The sequence below is a fragment of the Halomonas sp. I5-271120 genome, from assembly GCF_030553075.1.
GTDB lineage: Bacteria > Pseudomonadota > Gammaproteobacteria > Pseudomonadales > Halomonadaceae > Onishia > Onishia taeanensis_A.
In genome coordinates, this window is record NZ_CP130701.1 from 3,277,429 (window position 1) to 3,298,479 (window position 21,051).

Genomic DNA, 21,051 nt, shown 5'->3' on the forward strand with positions numbered 1-21,051 from the left:
CCATGCAAGGAGGGTGAGCAGAGGATATTGGGAGCAAGACCTGCACATAAAAACCAGGGAGAAGGGGCGCTCTCCGAGAGCGTGGATATCGTTTGGCCCGTCAACTTAGATCAAAACCGGAAAATCAGCGAGGCGGTGGCCATGGTCAGGTGGTCGAGGTCATTGGAGTCGATGACCTCGTATTCCAGTTGGCCTACCAAGGAGCGGTATAACCGCATGTTGGCTCCCATCCCGTAGATAGGAGCAGTACCGCCCATGGACCCTGACGACTCGGGGGAATCGATGCTGCCGCGCCATTCTGCGAGCCCCGATTTGGCAAAGACGCCGACACGCCCCATCTTCACACCGGCCAGCAGGCTGCCGTTCATGCTGATGGTATCGAGAAGGGTGGGAGAGCCATCGAGTGACACCGAGACATTGTTGCTCTCGAGGTAAGCAAGCTCTGCGCCAAATTCCAGGTGCGGAAGGCGAGAAAAGAAATAGCCGGCCATAACACGAAAGCCGGTGGTATCGCCGTTGGCGGTATTCACCTTGCTTCCGCCAATTGTCAGGCCATTGTCCAGAGCAATGCCGCCATCGTCGGTGTCCGCGTAGATCGAGCTGTTGTCAGATCTGGCAGCCAATGCCGTGGAGCTAATGCCCAGTAGACAGAGCAGCGTCAAATGGATCAGACAGCGGCTCAATGCGGGGGGCGTCATGTGATGTTCGCCTTTGCTTGGACTCCGGTGGAGTCAGCCATTCATCGGCTTAAAGCTTAGTGCTCGGCACGAGGTTTATCTACTTTTTGTCATTCAAGGGCTTGGCGCCGTTGCCAGTTTTCCCCCTGAATTTGCTGCGCAGGGTGAACAGCAGCGACTTGAAGGCCTGCGTCAACACGAAGACAACCCAGCCGGCCGTCGCCAGGATATTGACCATCAGCATCTTCTGACTGCCGCTTAGCGGCGTGGTCAGAAGTCCCTCGACCACCACCGCAAAGAACAGCGCCATCAGCAAGGGCAGGGCGAAAAGGTGCATCTGCATTTCAGTGCGCCGACGGCGGACCCGGAAACGGCGCAGGGTGATGCGCATCGGGCGGTGGCCCCAACTGACCACCAGAATGGTCGCGACCAGGGTTAAAGCCGCCACCGTTGGCATCGTCGAGCCATCCCATATCGAGAAACTGACCGACCAGGCCAGGGCCAGCCACATGGCGCCCTCCAGGGCGGCAATGATATCGGCTGACTGGCGAACCCTTGGCATGATGTCTCTCCCTGAATAAAGGCCACCATAATACGTAACCCGACGGGACTTGTCGCAAGCCCTTATCGCAAGCCTTGCTTTCCTGAAGACCAGTCTATCTCGCCAACACCCTGATTCGACGGATCGCTCAGGGGCCACGCAGTGAGGTCGAGACGTTATACTATGCCCCCGCCATCTACCACACAGGATCCGCCGTGAATCAGCTGACCATCACCACTCCCGACGATTGGCACCTTCACCTGCGCGATGGCGAGCCGCTTGAGGCGGTCTTGCCCTACAGTGCCCGCCAGTTTGCTCGGGCGATCATCATGCCCAACCTGACCCCACCGGTCACTACCACCGAGCAGGCCCTGGCCTACCGGGAGCGCATCCTTGCGGCGCTGCCCGACGGGGCGAACTTCGAGCCGCTGATGGTGCTCTACCTCACCGACAACACCCCGGCCGAGGAAATCGAGCGGGCCGCGGCCAGCGGTGTGATCAAGGCAGTCAAGCTGTATCCCGCCGGGGCCACCACCAACTCATCCTCTGGCGTCACCGACATTCGCCACTGTGATGCGGCCATCGGCGCCATGGCGCGCCTGGGCTTGCCGCTGCTGGTGCATGGCGAGGTAACCTCGCCGGAGATCGACATCTTCGATCGCGAGGCGATCTTCATCGAGCGGGTCATGGCGCCGCTGCTCGAGCGTCACCCGACCCTCAAGGTGGTGTTTGAGCACATCACCACGGCGGATGCGGTGAACTTCGTGCGTCAGGCGTCGGATAACGTCGCCGCTACCATCACCGCCCATCACCTGCTGTTCAACCGCAACCATATGCTGGTCGGCGGTATCCGTCCGCACTATTTCTGCCTGCCGGTGCTGAAGCGCGAGACCCATCGCGCAGCGCTGATCGAGGCGGCGACCTCCGGTTCGCCCAAGTTCTTCCTGGGCACGGATAGTGCCCCCCACGCCCGCGGGGCCAAGGAGTCGGCCTGCGGCTGTGCTGGCGCCTTCACCGCGCCCGCCGCTCTTGAACTCTACGCGACGGCTTTTGAGCAGGCAGGGGCATTGGATAAGCTCGAGGGCTTTGCCAGCCACTTCGGCGCGGACTTCTATGGGCTGGCGCGCAATCAGGGCACGGTAACCCTGAATCGCGAGGACTGGCAGCTGCCTGGCGAGCTTGCCTATGTCGGTGATGACGTGATCGTACCGCTGATGGCAGGCGAATCGCTGTCCTGGAAACTGGCTGACGCCTGAAACACGCATGCCCCATGAACGACTGCTCTATGGCGACCGACGTATGATGGCTTTCTCATGACTGACGCGCTCACTCTGCCCATCGAGGCCCGCCTGCCGGCTATCCGTGAAGCACTGGCCGGACACTCCCGAGCCCTGCTGGTCGCCGAGCCCGGCGCCGGCAAGACCACCCGGGTGCCGCTTGCCTTGCTCGACGAGTCCTGGTGCCGTCAAGGCAAGCTGTTGCTGCTCGAACCGCGTCGCGTGGCGGCTAGGCTCGCCGCGCGCTACATGGCCGAGCAGCTCGGTGAGTCGCTTGGTGAGACGGTGGGCTATCGCATGCGCGGCGAGAGCCGTGTGGGACCAAACACCCGGCTAGAGGTCATCACTCAGGGGGTGCTAACACGCCTCTTGCAGGACGACCCACTGCTCGAGGGCGTGTCCGGGATTATCTTCGATGAATTCCACGAGCGCAGCCTGGAGGCGGATCTGGGGCTGGCGCTGACCCTGGATGCACAGCAGGGACTGCGCGATGACCTGCGACTGCTGGTGATGTCGGCGACCCTGGACGTGGACGCGCTCAAGCAAGTGCTGGGCGATGCTGCCCCGCTGATCGACTGTCCCGGCCGTTCCTATCCGGTGACGACTCATCACCGACCGGTGAATGCGCGTGACGATGCTGCCCGTCAGCAGGCGGTGGTCGTGCGCGAGGCGCTGGCTGAGAATGAGGGCGATCTACTGGTGTTCCTGCCCGGTGTCGGCGAGATTCGCCGCCTGGCCCGGGCGCTGTCCAGCCTCCCGGACGATGTCGCGGTGCTCGAGCTGCACGGCCGTTTGCCGCTCACTGAGCAGCAGCGTGCACTTAGCCGGGATGACCAGGGCCGGCGCCGGGTGGTGCTGGCCACCGCCATCGCCGAGTCCAGCGTGACCGTCGATGGCGTGCGAGTGGTGATCGATGGCGGTTTCGAGCGGGTTCCGGTCTTTCAGGCGCGACTGGGGCTGACGCGTCTGGCCACCCAGCGACTCAACCGGGCCAGCGCCGACCAGCGGCGCGGCCGTGCCGCTCGCCAGGGTCCGGGGGTATGTTATCGACTCTGGGCCGATGAACAGCCGTTGCCGGCTCACGGTGATCCCGAGATATTACAGGCCGACCTGGCGCCGCTGGCCTTCGAGCTGGCGCGCTGGGGCATTCAGGATGCCGCGGCGCTCGAATGGGTCACGCCACCGCCCGTGGGCCCATTGGCCGCGGGTCGTGCCTTGCTTGAGCGTCTTGACGTGCTCGATGACGATCACCGGCTGACCTCGCTGGGGCGTGGCTGCATTCGCTGGCCCTGTCATCCGCGCCTGGCGGTGATGCTCGAACGGGCGAGTGAACTCTATGCCATGCCGCTGGCCTGCTGGCTGGCGGCGCTGCTCGAGTCACGCGCTGGCGGCGACGCGCGCGACCTTTCGGTGACGCTCTCGCAGTTGCCCGGTCGCGATGCCCAGGGCGCCGAGGCACAGTGGTTTCGCGATGCCAAGCGTCTGTCCGGCATCGCCCAGTGCGGCCTCAAGGTGGCGTCGCTAGCGCCGTTGGGAGAACTGCTGGCGCTGGCCTATCCCGAGCGGGTGGCGCTCTATCAGTCGCCAGGGCGTTTCAAGCTGGCCGCCGGCAACCTGGCGCTGCTCGAGGCGAACCATCCGCTGGCCCATGCCGAGGCGCTGGTGGCAGCGGAATTGGACGGCCAGGCTCAGGGCGCGAAGATCTATCGCGGCGCGGCATTATCCTTGTCACGACTTGAAGCGCTTTTTCCTCAGACGCGCGAATTTCATCCGCGTCTTGAGTGGAGCGATGAAGAAGGACGACTGATCGGAGAGGAGGTACGCTCGCTGGGTGAACTGGTACTCGAGCGACGGCCCTTGAAGGCCCTGCCCGCCGAGGCGGTCCGCGAGGCGTTGTTGGCGGCAGTTCGCCGACGTGGTCACCTGGCCGTCGATGCGGCGGCCGAGCAGCTGATGGCGCGCGTGGCCTTGCTCCGCCAGACCCTGGGCGACCCTTGGCCTGATTGGTCGCAGAAGGCGTTGCTTGCCGATCTTGAGGTCTGGTTGGCGCCCTATCTGGATGGCGTGCGGCGGCTCGACAAGCTCGACCGCCTGCCACTGGCGTCAATCCTGCTGGATCGGCTCGATTGGCCTCAGCGCCAGACCCTTGATGACCAGGCGCCGACCCATTTGGCGGTGCCCAGTGGCTCCAGGGTCCGGCTCGACTATACCGGCGCCGAGCCGGTGCTGGCGGTCAAACTGCAGGAGCTGTTTGGCCTCGCGGAGACGCCGCGTATCGCCGGCGGGCGAGTGCCGGTGCTTTTACACCTGCTGTCGCCCGCGGGTCGTCCCCTGCAGGTCACTCGAGATCTAGCGAGCTTCTGGGCCAACGGCTACTTTGAGGTGCGCAAGGACATGCGCGGGCGCTATCCGAAGCATCCCTGGCCTGAAGATCCATGGAATGCCCGAGCCACCGCCCGCACCAAGCAACGCTAGCCGTCATTAGGTGTCTAGTCTGTTTGACCCGCTTGCGAGCGTCTTTACGAATGCCGTGATGGCGTGAATGCCGTCGCGGACCTTCTCGAGGCCTGGATGCGCGATCACGGAGCCCGAAGTGGTCAGCAGGGCGGCACCATCGAAATCGACGTAGGCCAGGCGGACCGTTAGCCGTTCGGCGGGGGCGCCGAAGGCGGAGCCGGGCAGCAGGGCCACGCCGCACTCATCCAGCAGGGCTTCGGTCAACTCGCTGCCGGTGGTGATGCCGCGCTGGGCCAGGGCCTCGCGATGGGCTTCGAAATCCGGGTAGAGATAGAAACCACCGTCGGGCGCATGAGTGCGAATGACCGCGTCATCAAGTTCAGCGGCGGCCCACTGGCCGATCTCTGCAAGGATCTCTCGCTGGCGCGTGATGTAGGCGTCCAGTGCCGGTGTGCGCTGGTAGGCCACGCAGGCAGCTTCCTGTATTGGGCTTGCGACGCTCGACCAGGTCTCGGACGCGATGCCAAGCAGCCGTGAGAATAGCGCCTCGCCAAGCGAGGCTGGCACATGCATGGCGCCCAAGCGCCAACCGCCCGCGCCACACCATTTCGACAGACCGGTGGTGGTCACTGTGCCTTCCGGGTAATCCCGTGCGAAGGCGCGATGGCTGCCGTCATGGTCGAGCACTCCGTATATCTCGTCGGATAGCACCAGCAGATCATGCCGCCTGGCGACGTCAGCGAGTTTGGCCTGTTCGGCATGATCAAGCGACAGGCCGGTGGGGTTGCCTGGCTGGTTGAGGATCAGCAGGCGGACTCGGTTGTCCGACTCTGTCTTTTCTCCCCTCATTACTCCTTTTTCGGTTGGGGCGCGATCGGCCAGGGCTGCTTCGAGTGCGGCGGCGTTGACCTGCCAGCGGCTCTCGAAACTGCACGTCAGGCGCCGGGTGGCGAGCTGGCACATCCGCGCCTGGGGCGCATAGGAGACCCAGGCCGGGTCTGGGATCAGCACTTCGGCGTCGGCAGGCAGCGCCTTCATCAGGGCGAACAGCAGAAGCTTCGAGCCCGGGGCCAGCAGCATTTCTCCGGCCTGCCAGTCGACGCCATCTACCTCGCGATGAAAGGCTGCCACCGCTTCACGGGCTGAGGCTAGGCCCTGTACTGGCAGGTAGGCCTTGTCGGCGGCATGGGCGGCCAGGGCCTCGACGGCTGGTGTGAAGACCGGGAAGGGCGACTGCCCGAAACCGAACTTGATCACCCGCTGACCGCCGGCCTCGCGCAATCGTGACTGCTCGTTGATCAGCAGGGTGTCTGAAGCGCGGGGAGCCTCGCCGGCATTGAGCCGTTGAGTCAAAGTCGACGTTCTGGCGGATGCCGAGTCATGGTGGGCGGATGAAGAAGAGGGCATGTCAGCCTCCTGAGGCTTGGGCTCTTGTCGGGTGGTGTCTGTTGGGGGCGGGTGACGTTGGTCGCGGGTCTGAGTTATTCGACGCCAAGGCGTGCAATCAGCGCCTCTCGGCGACGAATCCTCTTGATGGCGTCCGGTCCCAGGCGAGCGGCCAGTCGGGAGAGCAGCATTTCGACTAGCAGGAACAGTGAACTCATCGGATTGAAGAAAAAGGGCCCGCTCGCTGGGGCGACCAGCGTGTAGTCGCTCAACCCCGGGACTTCACCACGAGGATGGTTGGTCAGGCCGAGAATCGGCGTGCCCTGGTCGGCCGCCGCCCGGGCATAGGCCAGGGTGCTACGGCTCTCTGGGCGAAAGGCGATAGCGACGACGCAGTCCCGCTCGTCGAGATCCAGCACGCGTTCGACATCGACACCGGCGGTGGAGGCAATCAGTTGGACGCCATCGCGAAGATAATCGAGGTAGTAGGCCAGGTAGTGAGCGGCGGCAAAGCTCGCGCGTAATCCCACGACGTGCACTCGCCGGGCGCTAATCAGCTGAGAACAGGCAGCTTCCAGGGTGGCGTTATCGAGTGCCTCCAGGCAGGCGGCAACATTGTCGTGCTCGGCCTGACAGAGCAGCTGCTCCGGTGCCATGGCGCTTGAGGAGGTACTCTGTTTGGCATCACCGATCAGGCGCTGGGCACGGCTCGAATAGAAGCTGCTGTCGGCAAGATCCTCGCGGAAAAGCGCCTGAAAGGTCTTGAAGCCCTCGAAGTGCAGGGTCTTGCACAGGCGAGTCAGGGTCGAGGCATTGACGCCATGATCCTGAGCCAGCGTCGAGATGTTGTTCAGACCGACCTGCTGAGGCTGGGCCAGGAAACTTTCCAGCAGCGTCAGCGCCCGGGCCGAAAGCTTGGGGAGCGGCGCGTTTCGCCAGTGCTTATCGCCCCGCCGCGCAGCCTCTACCAGGCGTGCCAGTGTCGCAAGGTCGTGAGGGGGAAGTGCATCTTCAGAGGGCGAGTCTTCGGGCGATGCTTGGGGTAATGGGGGCATCGGGTATCCTCTAGCCAGCACTTGGGTATGACGGTAATGGTAATCTTTGTTTGCATAAACGCAAATATATTTGCGAAATATCGGTTGTGAGGCCTGCCCCGTACGATGAGACATCCCCGGGGCCTTTGGTCGGCGTCGGCGGATGAGAAGACTCTGGCTGCAAGAGCGGGACGCGTTAATTCCGGTTGAATAACATCTTGTGTTCAACTCTGCCGGGGTCGCGTCCACCGTCAAGATGGATCGCCGATGCCAATCCTTTCGCTGTATGAAGATCTAGGAGACATGTTCGCCTCATGCCAGATATCAGCAGTTTATCTCCCTTGATGCTCGGCACGCTTGGCAGCCTGGTGGCCGGCCTGATGACAGCCGTCGGGGCTTTGCCCGTTCTATTCGGCAGGATTCCATCGCCCGCCATGCGTGACCTGTCGCTGGGGTTTGCTGCTGGCGTCATGCTCTCTGCGTCTTTTTTCTCCTTGATCATTCCCGCCCTCGATGCTGCCGGTGGGCGATATGGGGAAGGAATGATCCCGGCGGCCATCGTGTCTGTGGCGATTCTTCTGGGTATTGGAGCGGTGGCACTGCTCAATGAGCTCTTGCCGCATGAACACTTCGAGAGCGGGCCAGAAGGGCCTGCGAGTGTGTCGCTGCGGCGGGTCTGGCTATTCGTCATGGCGATCACGATCCATAACTTTCCGGAAGGCCTGGCCGTGGGCGTCGGTTTCGGATCGGATGGGCTAAGCGGCGGGATGCCGCTTGCCATCGGTATCGGACTACAGAACATGCCGGAAGGCTTGGCAGTTGCCGTGGCACTGATGGGGGAGGGCTATCGGCGCCATCAGGCATGGGGCATTGCGGCTATCACCGGCCTGGTTGAATGCTTCGGCGGTCTATTGGGGGCGGGCATCACCACGCTGTCGTCATTGCTGTTGCCCTGGGGGCTTGCCTTTGCGGCGGGCGCCATGCTCTATGTCATCAGTCATGAAATCATTCCCGAAACGCATCGTAACGGTCACCAGAAAAAGGCGACCGCGGGCCTCTCGATCGGCTTGGTGATGATGCTCTTCCTTGACGTCTGGCTAGGTTGAGCCGGATAGGCGTACACGATGGTTGACCTCGGCGCTCAAAAGCTTCAAGGTGCACACAGTTGGTTAGCAAGCAGTAGAACGTCAGATGTAAGCGATCCCTTTGGTCGTGCTGGTGTATTTCTTTCTTGTTTACCCACTGCTCTATCGGGTAACACCCGGCAATTGTATCAACGCGCTAACAGCGCAAGGATCGTAAAAATGGCAACTGGCACAGTTAAGTGGTTCAACGACGCTAAAGGCTTCGGCTTCATCGCACCGTCCGACGGCGGCGACGATGTCTTTGCTCACTTCTCCGAAGTTAAAATGGAAGGCTTCAAGTCCCTCCAAGACGGTCAGGAAGTGACCTTCGAAGTGACCCAAGGTCAGAAAGGCCTGCAGGCTTCGAACATCCAGCCGGCGTAACGCCGCTGATCCTGGCATCGCCAGGCATTAGAGGCTTCTAGTCTCTGCAAACAAGGCCCGCGCAATGCGGGCCTTGTTGCGTCCAGGCCTTGGAATTGAAGAAGACCAAGGTCTATTACTCTGACAGCGGCTCGGACGCGCTGAGCGAGCTCCTCGGCCTAGACTCGCTTGATCTTGTAAGCCATGGCCGGAGGCACTCCTGTGGCTCACAGGCCTTGTCGATTTTACGACCGGGCCTACTAGGCTTTGATCACCGCCAGCCTGAACCAAGTCATTGATAAATAATTATTTATCTACTTGATCCTGTCATTGGTATCCAAGTAGACCCCCGCCTGCGCGAGCACCGCGATTAGATATCTCACACTCATTCGATGATGAAAATGATGATGTGAAATCCCAATAGTTTTGTAACCTAGTGAAAGCGATCTTCATTTATTGTAACTAAATTCCCTGGATGAAGGTGGCTACCCGACAGGTGGCTTGTGATCCGTTTGGCTGGCCGGGGTGATACAAAAAGATAAGAATATATGGCATTTCGCCAATACTGGAAACTGGTTTCAGTGGCGGTAGCGTGGTTTTATTTCGCAAGGGAGTACGTAATGGAAGAAATATTCCATGCTGGGGAAGTTCATAAAAGGGCCGTTGGAAAGTCTTATATTTCCATCAGTCTTTCTCTGTTGCTGTCAGTTATTATCTTGGCTTCCCAAGGCTGTGCCTTTGCGCCAGGAGGACATATAAGCTATGAGACTGACTCCCCTCCTATAGATGACTTAGTCGATATTAAGGCCATTACGCCTGAGCTCGTGGCGGCCTATCGGAAAGATATCAATGGCGACATTGCTAGCTTGGTTCCACCTGAGATTCAGCAAGAGCTCGATGACTATCAATACCTCGTCGGGCCAGGGGATATTCTGAGTATCATTGTTTATGATCATCCGGAACTTACCATTCCGGCCGGCGCCGAGCGCAGCGCTGCGGAAACCGGGAATACCGTACATCCGAACGGGACAATTTTCTATCCTTATATCGGTAGCGTTCGTGTTGCAGGTAAGTCGTTGGATGAGATTAGGCGGCTTATTACTACCAACCTGTCTAATTACATCAATGATCCACAAGTTGAAGTCAATATCGCCGCCTACCGTTCCAAGAAGGTCTATGTGAGTGGTGCAGTCACTTCGCCAGGAACGTTGCCGATTACCAGCGTGCCCTTGACGGTGCTTGACGCGATGAGTCAAGTCGGTGGCGCCACCGAGAATGCCAACTGGCACAGTGTGATACTCAATCGGAAGGGCGGTAAGCAGGAAATCTCCCTGTATGCCTTGTTGCGGCAGGGCGATCAGGCGCAGAACCTGTTATTGAAGGATGGAGATGTTCTCCATGTGTCGACTCTTGAGAATCAGAATGTCGCCGTGCTCGGTCAGGTACGCACCCCCGGTAATCTAGCCCTCGGCAATGAGCGGATTACATTGACAACGGCCTTGGCAAGAGCTGGCGGTGTCATTGAAACAACCGCAAAGCCCTCCGGAATATTCGTGATACGGGTGCAGCCTCCAGAGAGTGATAAGCTGGCTACCGTTTATCAGTTAGACATCAGCAATGCCGCTGCATTGACTATGGGAACTCACTTCCCGCTACAACCAAAAGATGTAGTTTATGTGACGGCTGCGCCACTGGCTCGCTGGAACAATGTTATCAGTCTGCTGTTGCCCACGGCTGTGCTTCCTATCACTATATCTGATGCCAACAATGGACTCGAAGGCCTGTAGTCATCAGTTAGCCAGTCTGTCTGGATCGTGCTAGTGAACAATCTGTTATTTATTGCTATGGGTTGATGTCTAAACAACATGTTTTATACCGTCGATCGGTTTTCTTTGCAGGTATCTATAAGCGAAGATTAACCAGGCACAAAGGCACCGTTATGACTAAGATGCAGCAGATTCCCAATGTGCCTCATGAAAATACAGATATAGACATTTCCCGCTTGTTAGCCATTATGCTGGATAATAAGTGGTTGATATTGTCTGTTGCATTCTTGTTTTTCCTAGGTGGGGCCGTTTATGCTTTCATGTCGACACCCGTGTATAGGGGAGATGCGCTGGTTCAGATAGAAAAGCGTTCTTCCGTTAACCCTCTCGGGGACCTAAAAACGGTGATGGGAGAAGAAAAGAAAAGTTCATCTGTAGAAGTTGAAATTCTACGCTCCAGGATGGTGTTAGGAAGAGTTGTTGATCAGATGAACCTTGATACTATTGTCGTTCCACATACGCTTCCTCTCGTTGGAAAGTATGTCCAAAGGAAAAATATATCTCGCCCTAGCACTTCCTCAATACCAGCCCTGAACAAGTTTTTAGAGCGCTATAGTGATTATCTCCCTTTTTCCAATGAGATTGAGGCCTCTGTATGGGGTGGTGAGAGCATTAACGTTGGGCTTTTCTCGGTTGAAGATGCGCTACGAGGTCGATCTCTGACATTGAAATCCTTGGGGCAAGATGGCTATCAACTTCTGCTTGGCGATGAACTGCTGGGTAAGGGCGTAGCGGGAGAGAAAGCCAGCTTTATGGAGGGGGCTATAGAACTGCGAGTGGCAGAGATGGTGGCACCAGAGGGAGCTGAATTTACGCTGACCAAAGCACTGCGGTCGGTTGCAATACAGTCTCTGGCTTCCAGGCTCTCCGTCGCTGAAACAGGAAGTGGTTTCGTTGGCAATGCTGGTATGCTCCGCTTGACATTGACGGGTACGGATCGTGAGGAAATACGCCGCTTGCTGGACGCCATCAGTGAAAATTTCTTGATGCAGAATGTTGAGCGGCAGTCGGCACAAGTAGATCAGAGTCTGGCATTTATTGACGAACAGGCACCGGAGCTCCGTACCCAGTTATCCAGTGCCGAAGACAAGTTGAATGAATATCGTGTCAAGATGGATAGCGTAGATCTTGACTCGGAGTCTCAGTCAGTCATTGCTCAATTGATTGATGTGGAGAAAAAGTTGAGCGAAGTGGAGTTTCAAGAAGCAGAGATGGCGCAGCGTTTCACTCGGAATCATCCTGCTTACCAAGCGTTGATTCGGCAAAAAAGCTTCCTGAGGAATGAGCGAGATCGGCTTAATGCGCGTGTTGAGAAGATGCCCGCCGCTCAGCAGGAAGTTGTCAGGCTGACCAGGGATGTGGAAGTCACGCAAGCGATATATGTAAACCTTATAAATCGATACCAGGAGTTGCGTTTGGCAAAGGCCGGTACAATTGGCAATGTCCGTATTATCGATTCTGCTCAGGTTAGCCCAAGCCCGATTACGCCGAAGAAAATGTTAATTATAATGTCCGCCACTTTACTCGGTGCGACCTTGTCCATCGGTGTGGTATTGCTGCGTGCCTTTGTCAATAGAGGGGTAGAGGTTCCCGAGCAGCTAGAAAGTATCGGCCTGCCAGTTTATGCTACCGTGCCCTTATCGGATGATCAGTTGAAGTTGGTGAGAAAAAGCAGAAGCCATTCTCGAAATGGAAATGTGATCAAAGGTATTCTTTCAGCCGAAAGCCCAACGGATATTGCAATCGAGGCGCTCAGAGGACTTCGAACTAGCTTGCACTTTGCCATGATGGAGTCAAAAAATAAATGCATTATGATATGCGGACCAAGCCCTGAAGTTGGCAAGAGTTTTGTGGCGATGAATCTGGCAGCTGTTTGTGCTCAAGCAGGTAATAGGGTCTTGCTTATCGACGCCGACATGCGGAAAGGGAATATTCACAAAGCATTCGGCGGGCATTCGGCAGAGGGGCTTTCAGATTTCCTGTCAGGGAAGGTTGAATGGAAGAAGTTGGTTCGTGATACGAGTATTGAAGGACTTTCTTATGTTTCTCGGGGCTTAGTGCCGCCCAATCCTTCAGAGCTTTTAATGCAGGACAGGTTTGGTAGTTTTCTGGAGGATGCTGGCAAAGATTACGATCTGATTGTCATTGACACGCCACCCGTTCTAGCTGTTACAGATAGTGTGATAGTGGGCAAGAAGACAGGGACTTCCCTCATGGTTGCGCGTTATAGGCATAACTCACCAAAGGAGATAAAGCTGGCGTTGCGTCGATTCGAGACCTCTGGCGTAGAAGTGCGAGGGTTTATTCTTAATGCGCTGGAGGGAAAGGCTAGGATTAACTACGGCTATTATAATTACGCCTATAAATAAAGTGTTTTTAAGGAATCTAATTTCTTGCCGGCTCCAAATGATAGTGTCCTGCATGATCACGTTGGAAAGTTTGGGTGGGGTGTGACGTTTTTTGTATAAGTGTCATACGGTGAATTCCTGGAAGATAGTGATAATTAAAATGAATCTAAAAGGAAAGAAAGTTCTCGTCACAGGTGCGGATGGCTTTATCGGCTCTCATCTTGTAGAAGCTTTGGTAAGTCAGGGATGTTCCGTTCGAGCCTTTGTGATGTATAACTCCTTCAGCTCCTGGGGATGGCTTGACCATTGTGAGCCCGGTGTTCGCAATGACCTGGATATATTTGCTGGAGATATACGAGACCCGAATGGTGTTCGCCAGGCCATGAAAGGGTGTGACGTCGTCTTCCATCTTGCTGCCCTCATCGCCATTCCCTACTCCTACCACTCGCCCGATACTTACATCGATACCAATATAAAGGGCACATTGAACGTTGTGCAGGCAGCGCGGGATTTGGACGTGGCGAAGGTCGTGCATACGTCTACCAGCGAAGTGTATGGAACGGCACGTTACGTACCCATTGACGAAGAGCACCCTCTGCAAGGGCAGTCACCTTATTCCGCGTCGAAGATCGGGGCTGACCAACTTGCGTTGTCGTTCCAGCGTTCGTTCTCTACGCCAGTGGCGCTGATTCGTCCGTTCAATACCTATGGACCACGCCAATCGGCCAGGGCTGTGATTCCCACCATTATCACTCAGCTCGCATCCGGCGCGCGCCGACTGAGCCTCGGTGCATTGCACCCGACCCGAGATTTCAGTTTTGTCTCCGACACTGTGGCCGGCTTCATGCGCGTGGCGGAGTGCGATGCTGCCGTGGGTGAAGTGATTAATGTCGGCAGCGGCTTTGAAATCAGCATCGGGGATACCGCCGGCCTGATTGCCGAGCTGATGGGCTGTGAGATTGACATCGGCATCGATGAGCAGCGGTTGCGTCCTCAAAATAGTGAGGTGGAGCGGCTCTGGGCAAGCACTGAGAAAGCCCACCGATTGCTTGGGCACCAACCCGAGCATGGAGGCTTGGATGGATTGCGTCGTGGACTAGAGAAGACCATCGCCTGGTTCACCGAGAGTGAGAACCTGAGCCATTACAAAGCGCACCTCTATAACATTTAGGCGCTGTCTGGAAACTGCCTGAGCTCGCCGACGTTTCAGACAAGGTTAGCACCGATATCAAGCGCACTGCTGTTGTGCTGTTGAATAGCCAGGAGAGCCAGTGAGTGAATTTTTCGTAGTCGGGGGCGGTGGCCACGCCCGGGTGTTGATTCATGGGCTTCTGAAGTTGGGGCATCAGGTCTATGGCTATACGGCATTGCACGATGAAGGAAGACTGATGGGCGCTCGTTATCTGGGCACCGACTTGTCATTTCATGAAATTGAGACTCATCGATCTGCATCTGCGGTACTTGGGATGGGGAAGGTATCGGTAGAAGGGCCACGGCTCGCAAGCTTCGAGCAATACCGGGCCCGTGGTTTCAGCTTTCCGGCCATTTATATGGTGGGCGCTACTGTGCATGACGATGTTCGTGCCGGAGCCGGGACCGTCGTTCTGGATGGAGCTGTGGTCGTCACCGGTAGTCGCCTGGGTCAGGCCTGTATCGTCAATACCCGTGCCACGGTCGACCACGACTGCGAGCTGGGTAATGACGTTCATGTTGCTCCGGGCGCCACCCTCAGCGGCGGTGTTGTGATCGGTGATCACTGCATGATCGGAGCGGGCGCCACCATCATTCACTCCGTTCGGGTATGTGCGGGGTGTTTGATTGGTGCCGGCGCTACCTTGACTCGCGACATAACCACTCCGGGAACTTATGTCGGCGTTCCAGCCAGGAGAATCTCATGAGCGCTTCACCTTCCACCTTCGTGATCGCTGAGGCCGGGGTGAATCACAATGGCTCCTTGGACATGGCCATCGAACTTGTCGATACCGCCAAGCAGTGTGGGGCCGATGCCGTCAAGTTCCAGACCTTCAAGGCTGATCGCCTGGTGACTCGCAATGCCGCTAAGGCGGCCTATCAGCATCAGGCCGTGCCGGGGTCGAACTCCCAGTATGCGATGCTGAAGGCCTTGGAGTTGACGGATGACGACTTCCGGCATCTTCATTCCCACTGCTTGGACATCGGCATCGAGTTCCTGTCCAGTCCCTTCGACGCCAGCAGTGCCATCTTCCTGGACGCGCTAGGCATGCGTCTGTTCAAGGTTCCCTCTGGGGAGATTACGAACCTGCCTCTCCTGAAGTGCATCGGAGGCTTCGGCAAGCCGGTAATCCTGTCGACCGGCATGTGTTACTTGGCGGAGGTCGAGGTTGCCCTGAACCTCTTGAAAGAGGCCGGGGCGGGGGACATCACGGTACTGCACTGCGTCACCGAATATCCGGCTCCCTATGCTGAGATTAACCTGCTGGCGATGAACACTCTCGCGAGTGCCTTTGGTGTCAGCGTGGGCTACTCCGATCATACGGCAGGTAATGAAATTCCTATCGCTGCCGTGGCCATGGGCGCCCGTGTGATCGAGAAGCACTTCACTCTGGATACCACCTTGTCGGGCCCCGACCATGCAGCTTCCCTGGCACCGGCGGATTTCCGCCAGATGGTTCAAGCCATTCGTCATGTCGAAAGCGCCCGTGGCGACGGCCGCAAGTGTCCGGCCCCTTGCGAGCGTCCCAATCTCGATGTAGTCCGCAAGAGCATCGCGACGGAGTGTCCGATTGCCGAGGGGGAAGTCATCACCCTGGAACACTTGGCATTGAAGCGGCCGGGGAGTGGGCTTGCGCCCAGCCAACTCGAGATGGTCGTGGGGCGCCGTGCGTCTCGCACCATCGCTGCCGATGAACTCCTCGGCTGGGGAGACCTGGTGTGAGCAGTCGACGTATATGGGTCCTATCGACCACTCGTGCCGACTATGGCCTGCTTTATTGGCTGTTACGCGAGATCGACGAGGACCCCGAGCTGGAGCTGATGCTGACGGTCAGCGGGTCCCACCTGTCGACCGAATTTGGTGAGACCGTTCGCGAGATTGAGCGCGATGGTTTCCGTATTCATCGCCGTCTTGAGGTACTGCTGTCTTCTGATAGCCGCACGGCGATGGTCAAAGCGATGGGACTGACCATGCTGTCCTGTGCCGAGTCCTTGGCGGAGGATCGCCCTGATCTGCTGGTGTTATTGGGAGACCGGTTCGAGATCGTACCGGTAGCACTCGCCGCGGTGGCGCACGGTATTCCTCTGGTGCACCTGCACGGTGGCGAAACCAGCCGTGGTGCCCTCGATGAGTACTTCCGTCACGCTGTCACCAAACTTGCCAATATCCATTTTCCTGCGACCGAGGTGTATAGGCGCCGCATCATTCAGATGGGAGAGGACCCGGCATGGGTGTTCAACTACGGTGCGCCGGGCCTGGATCACCTTCATCGCAGTGAGCCGGTTAGCCGCGATGCCTTGGAAGAGGTCCTCGGCATATCGCTGGACCGGCCAACGGCCATCGCGACCTTTCATCCCGCCACCAGCGATATGACGGCCGGCTGCAGGTCACAGGTAGCAAATCTGCTGGAGGCACTCGAGGCGTGTGACAACCTCCAGGTGGTTTTCTCCAAGGCCAATGCCGATATCCAGGGGCGGGATATCAATCTAGCGCTGGCTCGCTGGTGTGCAGATCATCCTGATCGCAGTCGCCTTTTCGACAACCTTGGACCACTGGTTTACCAGGGGTGCCTTCGCCATCTCGACCTGATGTTGGGTAACTCCTCAAGTGGTCTCGTTGAAGCGCCGTCTTTTGGGCTTCCTGTGGTGAATATCGGGTCTCGCCAGGAAGGTCGCTTAGCCGCCGCCAATGTCATATCAGTGGACAATCGAGTCGACGAGATTCGTCGGGGCATTGCCCTTGCCCTGAGCCCCGAATTTCGAGCGCAACTCATCCATCTGCAAAATCCCTATGATCGCTACGGCGATGGTTGGACCTCGCGACGGATAAAAGAAACCTTGAAGGTTGTTCCTCTTGATACCGGGGTGACCAAAAAAGGATTTATCGATGCCGCTATGGCAGCCGGGAACGAATGAGGGGAGGTTATACGATGTTCGACTCACTTTTGATTGATGAGCATCGCAAGGTCCTTGCGGCGTTACACCAACTGGAAGAGACCCGGCGTAAGATTCTCTACGTCACCAATGAGGAAGGCCAGTTGCGTGGGACACTAACAGATGGTGACGTGCGGCGTTGGATTCTGGGTGGTGGAGACCTGGAAGGGCAGGTCGGCGATGTGTGCAATCACATTCCCTATTCTGCGCGTGAAGGCTATCGAATGGCTGATATCGAAAGTGCCATGTCGACGCACAAGATCACATCGGTGCCAGTGCTGGATGACGATAATTGCATCATCGATGTTTTATTCTGGGAAGACCTCTTCCAAAAGGAAGGTAGCATCAAGAAGCAGGAGCCCCTCGCGTTACCGGTTGTCGTCATGGCCGGTGGGAAAGGCTCTCGGCTTGCTCCTTTCACCAGCGTATTGCCCAAGCCGCTGATTCCGGTCGGAGAAAAGACCGCTATCGAGATGATCATCGACTCATTCGTCCAGTGTGGTGTCGATGATTTTTATCTGTCGGTCAATTACAAGTCGAAGTTGATTCAGGCCTATTTCGAGGAACTTGAACCGTCCTATCGCATTAGCTATATCCATGAGGAAAAGCCACTGGGGACGGGGGGTGGCTTGCATGCACTGATTGGTCGCTTTGAAGGCGATCTTATCGTGACCAATTGCGATGTCATTATCAAGGCTGACTACCATGCCCTGATGGCACATCACGGCCAGGAGAATAACGACATCACCATGGTTGTGTCACTGCGCCATTACGATATTCCTTATGGCATCTGTGACATTGTCGATAACGGCCAGCTCTGCGAGATGCGGGAAAAGCCCCATTACAACTTCCTGGTTAACACCGGACTTTATGTGCTCAAGTCCTCGGTTCTCAATCTGATTCCCGAGAATCAGTTTTACCACCTCACCGATTTGATCCAGGACGTCAAAGAGCGGGGTGGACGTGTCGGCGTTTACCCCATTAGCGACAAGGCCTGGTTGGATACCGGTGAATGGCAACAGTACTGCGAAACCATGGCGCAGCTACGCGCTTGATGCCTCTCCGTGACAGCCTCTGCATGTCCTTTGTTTGAAGGTGAACGCAATGATTGAAAGCCAACGCGTCGTGGCCATGATCCCGGCTCGCGGCGGCAGCAAGACCATCCCTGGGAAGAACCTACGTGATCTCAATGGCAGGCCATTGATTGCCTGGACCATTGAGTTGGCCTTGAGCCTCGAGGAAGTGGATCGGGTCATTGTATCCACGGACAGCGAAGAAATTGCCGCCGTTGCACGCCAATATGGCGCTGAGGCCGTTTCTCGCCCTCCCGAGTTGGCAACTGATACCGCCTTGGTCCTGGATGCTGTGCGTGATCTCGCGCATCGCCTTCATCAAGAAGGTGAGGACGCGGCCTATGCACTCCTATTGGAGCCGACGGCACCCCTGCGCCGCGGTATCGATGTGCAGTCCTGCCTGCAACGCTTACATCAAGATGGGTTGGACTCGGTGGCAACGTTCAAGCTTGCCGACCTGAACCCGCACCGGGCTTGGCGCATCCATGACGGGATGCCGGAAACCTTCGTAGAGGGCAGCGTGCCCTGGTTACCGCGGCAGCAATTGCCGGAGGCCTTTCAGCTCAGCGGCGAGGTTTATGCCTTCCGCCTCGACACGCTCGCAAAAGCGACGCGGGGCATGCTGTTCGGGCGGACCGGGGCTGTGATTGTCGATGGAAGGGCATCATTGGACATCGATAACGAACAGGATTTTCTTATCGCGGAATTCATCACCAGGGAGAGCCAGGATGAACAGATCTCTGCATGACTTACTCAATCTTGAGGGACGCACTGCACTAATCAGTGGTGGTGCCGGTCATCTTGGGCTCGCCATGGGTGAGGCGCTTGCCGAGCTAGGGGCCAACGTAGTGATTGCCAGCCGTGATGCCGAACGGTGCAAGGCGATCGCGGCTGGGTGGTGTGATCGTTGGCCAGCCGCGCAGCACCGGGGAATCGCACTCGATGTTACCGACCGGGAGTCGGTAGCCCGCTGCGTAGAGTATTTGCAAGACACTTGCGGCGGTCTGAATATCCTGGTCAACAATGCCTGGTCGGGCCGCAAGAACAGCTGGCAGAGCATTGATGAAGATGACTGGTACTACGATGTGGACATCAGTCTGAATTCAGTATTCCGGATGGTGAAACAGTGCCACCCCCTGCTAAAAGCCAGTGCTGGCAGCATCATCAACATCTCGTCCATGTATGGTCATGTGGCTCCCGACTACCGCCTTTATGAAGGCACTGACCATGCCAACCCGCCCAGCTATGGCGCGGCCAAGGCCGGTGTCCTGCAATTCACTCGCTACCTGGCCAGTTTTCTCTCGCCTGATGCCATACGTGTCAACGCAATCAGTCCGGGGGCCTTCCCGCATGCCATAACCCAGGATAACCAGGCCTTCATGGAGCGCTTGAAGAGCAAGGCCCCCGCAGGTCGCCTAGGAGAGCCAGAGGATCTGAAGGGAGTCGTAGCGCTGCTGGCAAGTGATGCCGGTGCTTACATGACGGGACAGAACCTGTGTGTCGACGGTGGCTGGGCGATCTGGTGAATCGGTGCATCAAGGGTGAGCCACGAGAAGGGAAGGTGGGAGACGCGATGAAAGTATGTCTGGTCAACGATACCTCCGATGACCCGAATTGGGGCGCTCGAGCGACCTCTTTGGCGCTTCGCGAGCTGATTCATGAAGCAGGCGGGCAGGTCGAATCGACGCTGTATCAGTACCGTATTGGCATTGCGCAGACGGAGGATATTGCGTCAGTTCGAGACGCTGAGGTTCTATCAGGGCAGGTGGAAGATGTCGCGCCGAGCCGTTGGCAAGAGTTTGAGTCTAGAGCCCGCGAGGTCATGGATGGCGTCATCTTTCCGGAAATATATACCGCTCTGGCCATTAGTGACGTCGTGCTAGTCAGCGGCGAAGGCTGCATCTATGACTGTACCCGGCAAAGTCGCATGATCTACTTCATCGCCTATCTGGCAAAGCGCTTTTTCGGCAAGCCAACGGCGATAGTAAACCACAGTATTGTGATGAACGACCCGGTATTGAGGGAAATCGCCGACCATGTCTATCCGTTGTTGGATGACATCGTGTTTCGCGAGCCAGACTCGGCGTTGGCCTGTTCCCGCGGGCTGGGTCGCGTAGCGTCTGATGCCGCCTATCTGTACCAACCACAAGGCACAGAATGGTGGTCTCGGCTGGGATCACCTCAGGAATCGTCTCAGGATGAGAACGAAGGCGATATCTTGCGCGGTGGAGCCTTCGATCCGCAGGCTCCTTATGCCTGCATCGGTGGAGGTTCGGTGTATTTTCGTGGACTCAAGCCGGGGTTCGATGCGGTACCGAGCTTCAGCAAACTATGTCGAGCGCTGCAGGCATGTGTCGGGCAGGTCATTCTTACCGCTTCATCGGGCAAGGATCTGCGCATCATGGAGCCCGTTGCTGAACGCCTCGACCTGCCTTTGGCCGGTGTCAATTTGCCTATCCAATCGGCGGTAAATCTGATGGGGAATGCCCAGGTTTACATTGGCGCTCGCTGGCATCCCAGCATCTTTGCACATAGCGGCGGTACACCGGTCATCGCCCTGAATCGGCATACTGTCAAAATGGATGCCTTTCTCAAGCAGGCGGACATGCAGCAGAGCGCCTTCGATCCATTCGCGATCGAGGATCAGTTTGACGATCTGATGGCAGAGGTCAAAGCACACCTGCAGGCGGGAGAAGGGCTCAGAAGACGCTTGCGCAGCAGGGCGCTTCGGCTCGCCGGTATGGCGCGTGAGAACGTGCGTCTCCTGACCTAAGTCCATTCTGTCTATTGAATCTCGTGATACCCAACTCCTGCCCTTAA

Annotated in this window: 18 protein-coding genes; 14 read left to right on the forward strand and 4 right to left on the reverse strand. The window is 57.5% G+C overall.

The window, feature by feature from the left end:
* Nucleotides 1-110 precede the first annotated feature (110 nt).
* Together Q2K57_RS14695 and Q2K57_RS14700 are read right to left on the reverse strand one after the other, a co-directional pair.
* Nucleotides 111-698 (reverse strand): outer membrane beta-barrel protein, encoded by a 588-nt coding sequence (locus tag Q2K57_RS14695; protein ID WP_112055845.1) that lies wholly within the window; start codon nucleotides 696-698, stop codon nucleotides 111-113.
* A 79-nt stretch (nucleotides 699-777) separates the two neighbouring features.
* Entirely contained in the window at nucleotides 778-1,239 is a 462-nt protein-coding gene (locus Q2K57_RS14700) for a hypothetical protein (RefSeq protein WP_181463103.1), read from the reverse strand.
* Between the two features lie 194 nt (nucleotides 1,240-1,433).
* On the opposite strand from Q2K57_RS14700, the gene pyrC reads away from it, so the two are divergent.
* Both pyrC and hrpB read left to right on the forward strand, forming a co-directional pair.
* The gene (pyrC, locus tag Q2K57_RS14705; RefSeq protein WP_304525540.1) at nucleotides 1,434-2,474 is read left to right on the forward strand and encodes a dihydroorotase; all 1,041 of its coding nucleotides are present in this window, start codon (nucleotides 1,434-1,436) and stop codon (nucleotides 2,472-2,474) included.
* A gap of 57 nt (nucleotides 2,475-2,531) precedes the next feature.
* On the forward strand, nucleotides 2,532-4,970 hold the full coding sequence (hrpB, locus tag Q2K57_RS14710) for an ATP-dependent helicase HrpB (protein WP_304525541.1): 2,439 nt from the start codon (nucleotides 2,532-2,534) through the stop codon (nucleotides 4,968-4,970).
* A 6-nt stretch (nucleotides 4,971-4,976) separates the two neighbouring features.
* On the opposite strand, the gene Q2K57_RS14715 is transcribed toward hrpB, so the two are convergent.
* Nucleotides 4,977-6,359: a pyridoxal phosphate-dependent aminotransferase gene (locus tag Q2K57_RS14715; RefSeq protein WP_304525542.1), complete on the reverse strand. Its 1,383-nt coding sequence runs from the start codon at nucleotides 6,357-6,359 to the stop codon at nucleotides 4,977-4,979.
* 74 nt (nucleotides 6,360-6,433) lie between these two features.
* Entirely contained in the window at nucleotides 6,434-7,393 is a 960-nt protein-coding gene (locus Q2K57_RS14720; RefSeq protein ID WP_304525543.1) for a MurR/RpiR family transcriptional regulator, read from the reverse strand.
* Nucleotides 7,394-7,686: 293 nt separating this feature from the next.
* Between Q2K57_RS14720 and Q2K57_RS14725 the strand changes: the two genes are divergently transcribed.
* The 12 genes from Q2K57_RS14725 to Q2K57_RS14780 all read left to right on the forward strand — a co-directional run bounded on the left by Q2K57_RS14725 (nucleotide 7,687) and on the right by Q2K57_RS14780 (nucleotide 21,004).
* Nucleotides 7,687-8,478 (forward strand): ZIP family metal transporter, encoded by a 792-nt coding sequence (locus Q2K57_RS14725; protein WP_220086287.1) that lies wholly within the window; start codon nucleotides 7,687-7,689, stop codon nucleotides 8,476-8,478.
* A 198-nt stretch (nucleotides 8,479-8,676) separates the two neighbouring features.
* Nucleotides 8,677-8,880, forward strand: coding sequence for a cold-shock protein (locus Q2K57_RS14730; protein ID WP_112055850.1), 204 nt, complete (start codon nucleotides 8,677-8,679; stop codon nucleotides 8,878-8,880).
* A 527-nt stretch (nucleotides 8,881-9,407) separates the two neighbouring features.
* The gene (locus Q2K57_RS14735; protein WP_258396568.1) at nucleotides 9,408-10,646 is read left to right on the forward strand and encodes a polysaccharide export protein; all 1,239 of its coding nucleotides are present in this window, start codon (nucleotides 9,408-9,410) and stop codon (nucleotides 10,644-10,646) included.
* A gap of 152 nt (nucleotides 10,647-10,798) precedes the next feature.
* A complete protein-coding gene (locus tag Q2K57_RS14740) occupies nucleotides 10,799-13,054 on the forward strand; it encodes a polysaccharide biosynthesis tyrosine autokinase (protein ID WP_304525544.1) in 2,256 nt (751 codons plus the stop codon).
* 109 nt (nucleotides 13,055-13,163) lie between these two features.
* A complete protein-coding gene (locus Q2K57_RS14745; RefSeq protein WP_304525545.1) occupies nucleotides 13,164-14,204 on the forward strand; it encodes an NAD-dependent 4,6-dehydratase LegB in 1,041 nt (346 codons plus the stop codon).
* Between the two features lie 100 nt (nucleotides 14,205-14,304).
* Nucleotides 14,305-14,931 (forward strand): NeuD/PglB/VioB family sugar acetyltransferase, encoded by a 627-nt coding sequence (locus Q2K57_RS14750; RefSeq protein WP_112055853.1) that lies wholly within the window; start codon nucleotides 14,305-14,307, stop codon nucleotides 14,929-14,931.
* A complete protein-coding gene (neuB, locus tag Q2K57_RS14755; RefSeq protein WP_112055854.1) occupies nucleotides 14,928-15,947 on the forward strand; it encodes an N-acetylneuraminate synthase in 1,020 nt (339 codons plus the stop codon). Before Q2K57_RS14750 ends, neuB begins: the two co-directional genes overlap by 4 nt.
* Complete coding sequence (gene neuC, locus Q2K57_RS14760; RefSeq protein WP_181463105.1) at nucleotides 15,944-17,140, forward strand: UDP-N-acetylglucosamine 2-epimerase; 1,197 nt, start codon at nucleotides 15,944-15,946, stop codon at nucleotides 17,138-17,140. The genes neuB and neuC overlap by 4 nt, the downstream gene beginning before the upstream one ends.
* A gap of 14 nt (nucleotides 17,141-17,154) precedes the next feature.
* Complete coding sequence (locus Q2K57_RS14765; protein ID WP_181463106.1) at nucleotides 17,155-18,213, forward strand: sugar phosphate nucleotidyltransferase; 1,059 nt, start codon at nucleotides 17,155-17,157, stop codon at nucleotides 18,211-18,213.
* A 49-nt stretch (nucleotides 18,214-18,262) separates the two neighbouring features.
* On the forward strand, nucleotides 18,263-18,979 hold the full coding sequence (locus Q2K57_RS14770) for a cytidylyltransferase domain-containing protein (RefSeq protein ID WP_304525546.1): 717 nt from the start codon (nucleotides 18,263-18,265) through the stop codon (nucleotides 18,977-18,979).
* Entirely contained in the window at nucleotides 18,960-19,757 is a 798-nt protein-coding gene (locus tag Q2K57_RS14775; RefSeq protein ID WP_304525547.1) for an SDR family oxidoreductase, read from the forward strand. Before Q2K57_RS14770 ends, Q2K57_RS14775 begins: the two co-directional genes overlap by 20 nt.
* A gap of 47 nt (nucleotides 19,758-19,804) precedes the next feature.
* The gene (locus tag Q2K57_RS14780) at nucleotides 19,805-21,004 is read left to right on the forward strand and encodes a polysaccharide pyruvyl transferase family protein (protein WP_304525548.1); all 1,200 of its coding nucleotides are present in this window, start codon (nucleotides 19,805-19,807) and stop codon (nucleotides 21,002-21,004) included.
* Nucleotides 21,005-21,051: the final 47 nt, after the last annotated feature.

Coding starts and splice junctions, on each gene's coding strand:
- Q2K57_RS14695 (WP_112055845.1), bottom strand. CDS start 698: ATGACGCCCCCCGCATTGAGCCGCTGTCTGATCCATTTGACGCTGCTC.
- Q2K57_RS14700 (WP_181463103.1), bottom strand. CDS start 1,239: ATGCCAAGGGTTCGCCAGTCAGCCGATATCATTGCCGCCCTGGAGGGC.
- hrpB (WP_304525541.1), top strand. CDS start 2,532: ATGACTGACGCGCTCACTCTGCCCATCGAGGCCCGCCTGCCGGCTATC.
- Q2K57_RS14715 (WP_304525542.1), bottom strand. CDS start 6,359: ATGCCCTCTTCTTCATCCGCCCACCATGACTCGGCATCCGCCAGAACG.
- Q2K57_RS14720 (WP_304525543.1), bottom strand. CDS start 7,393: ATGCCCCCATTACCCCAAGCATCGCCCGAAGACTCGCCCTCTGAAGAT.
- Q2K57_RS14725 (WP_220086287.1), top strand. CDS start 7,687: ATGCCAGATATCAGCAGTTTATCTCCCTTGATGCTCGGCACGCTTGGC.
- Q2K57_RS14730 (WP_112055850.1), top strand. CDS start 8,677: ATGGCAACTGGCACAGTTAAGTGGTTCAACGACGCTAAAGGCTTCGGC.
- Q2K57_RS14735 (WP_258396568.1), top strand. CDS start 9,408: ATGGCATTTCGCCAATACTGGAAACTGGTTTCAGTGGCGGTAGCGTGG.
- Q2K57_RS14740 (WP_304525544.1), top strand. CDS start 10,799: ATGACTAAGATGCAGCAGATTCCCAATGTGCCTCATGAAAATACAGAT.
- neuB (WP_112055854.1), top strand. CDS start 14,928: ATGAGCGCTTCACCTTCCACCTTCGTGATCGCTGAGGCCGGGGTGAAT.
- Q2K57_RS14765 (WP_181463106.1), top strand. CDS start 17,155: ATGTTCGACTCACTTTTGATTGATGAGCATCGCAAGGTCCTTGCGGCG.
- Q2K57_RS14770 (WP_304525546.1), top strand. CDS start 18,263: ATGATTGAAAGCCAACGCGTCGTGGCCATGATCCCGGCTCGCGGCGGC.
- Q2K57_RS14775 (WP_304525547.1), top strand. CDS start 18,960: ATGAACAGATCTCTGCATGACTTACTCAATCTTGAGGGACGCACTGCA.
- Q2K57_RS14780 (WP_304525548.1), top strand. CDS start 19,805: ATGAAAGTATGTCTGGTCAACGATACCTCCGATGACCCGAATTGGGGC.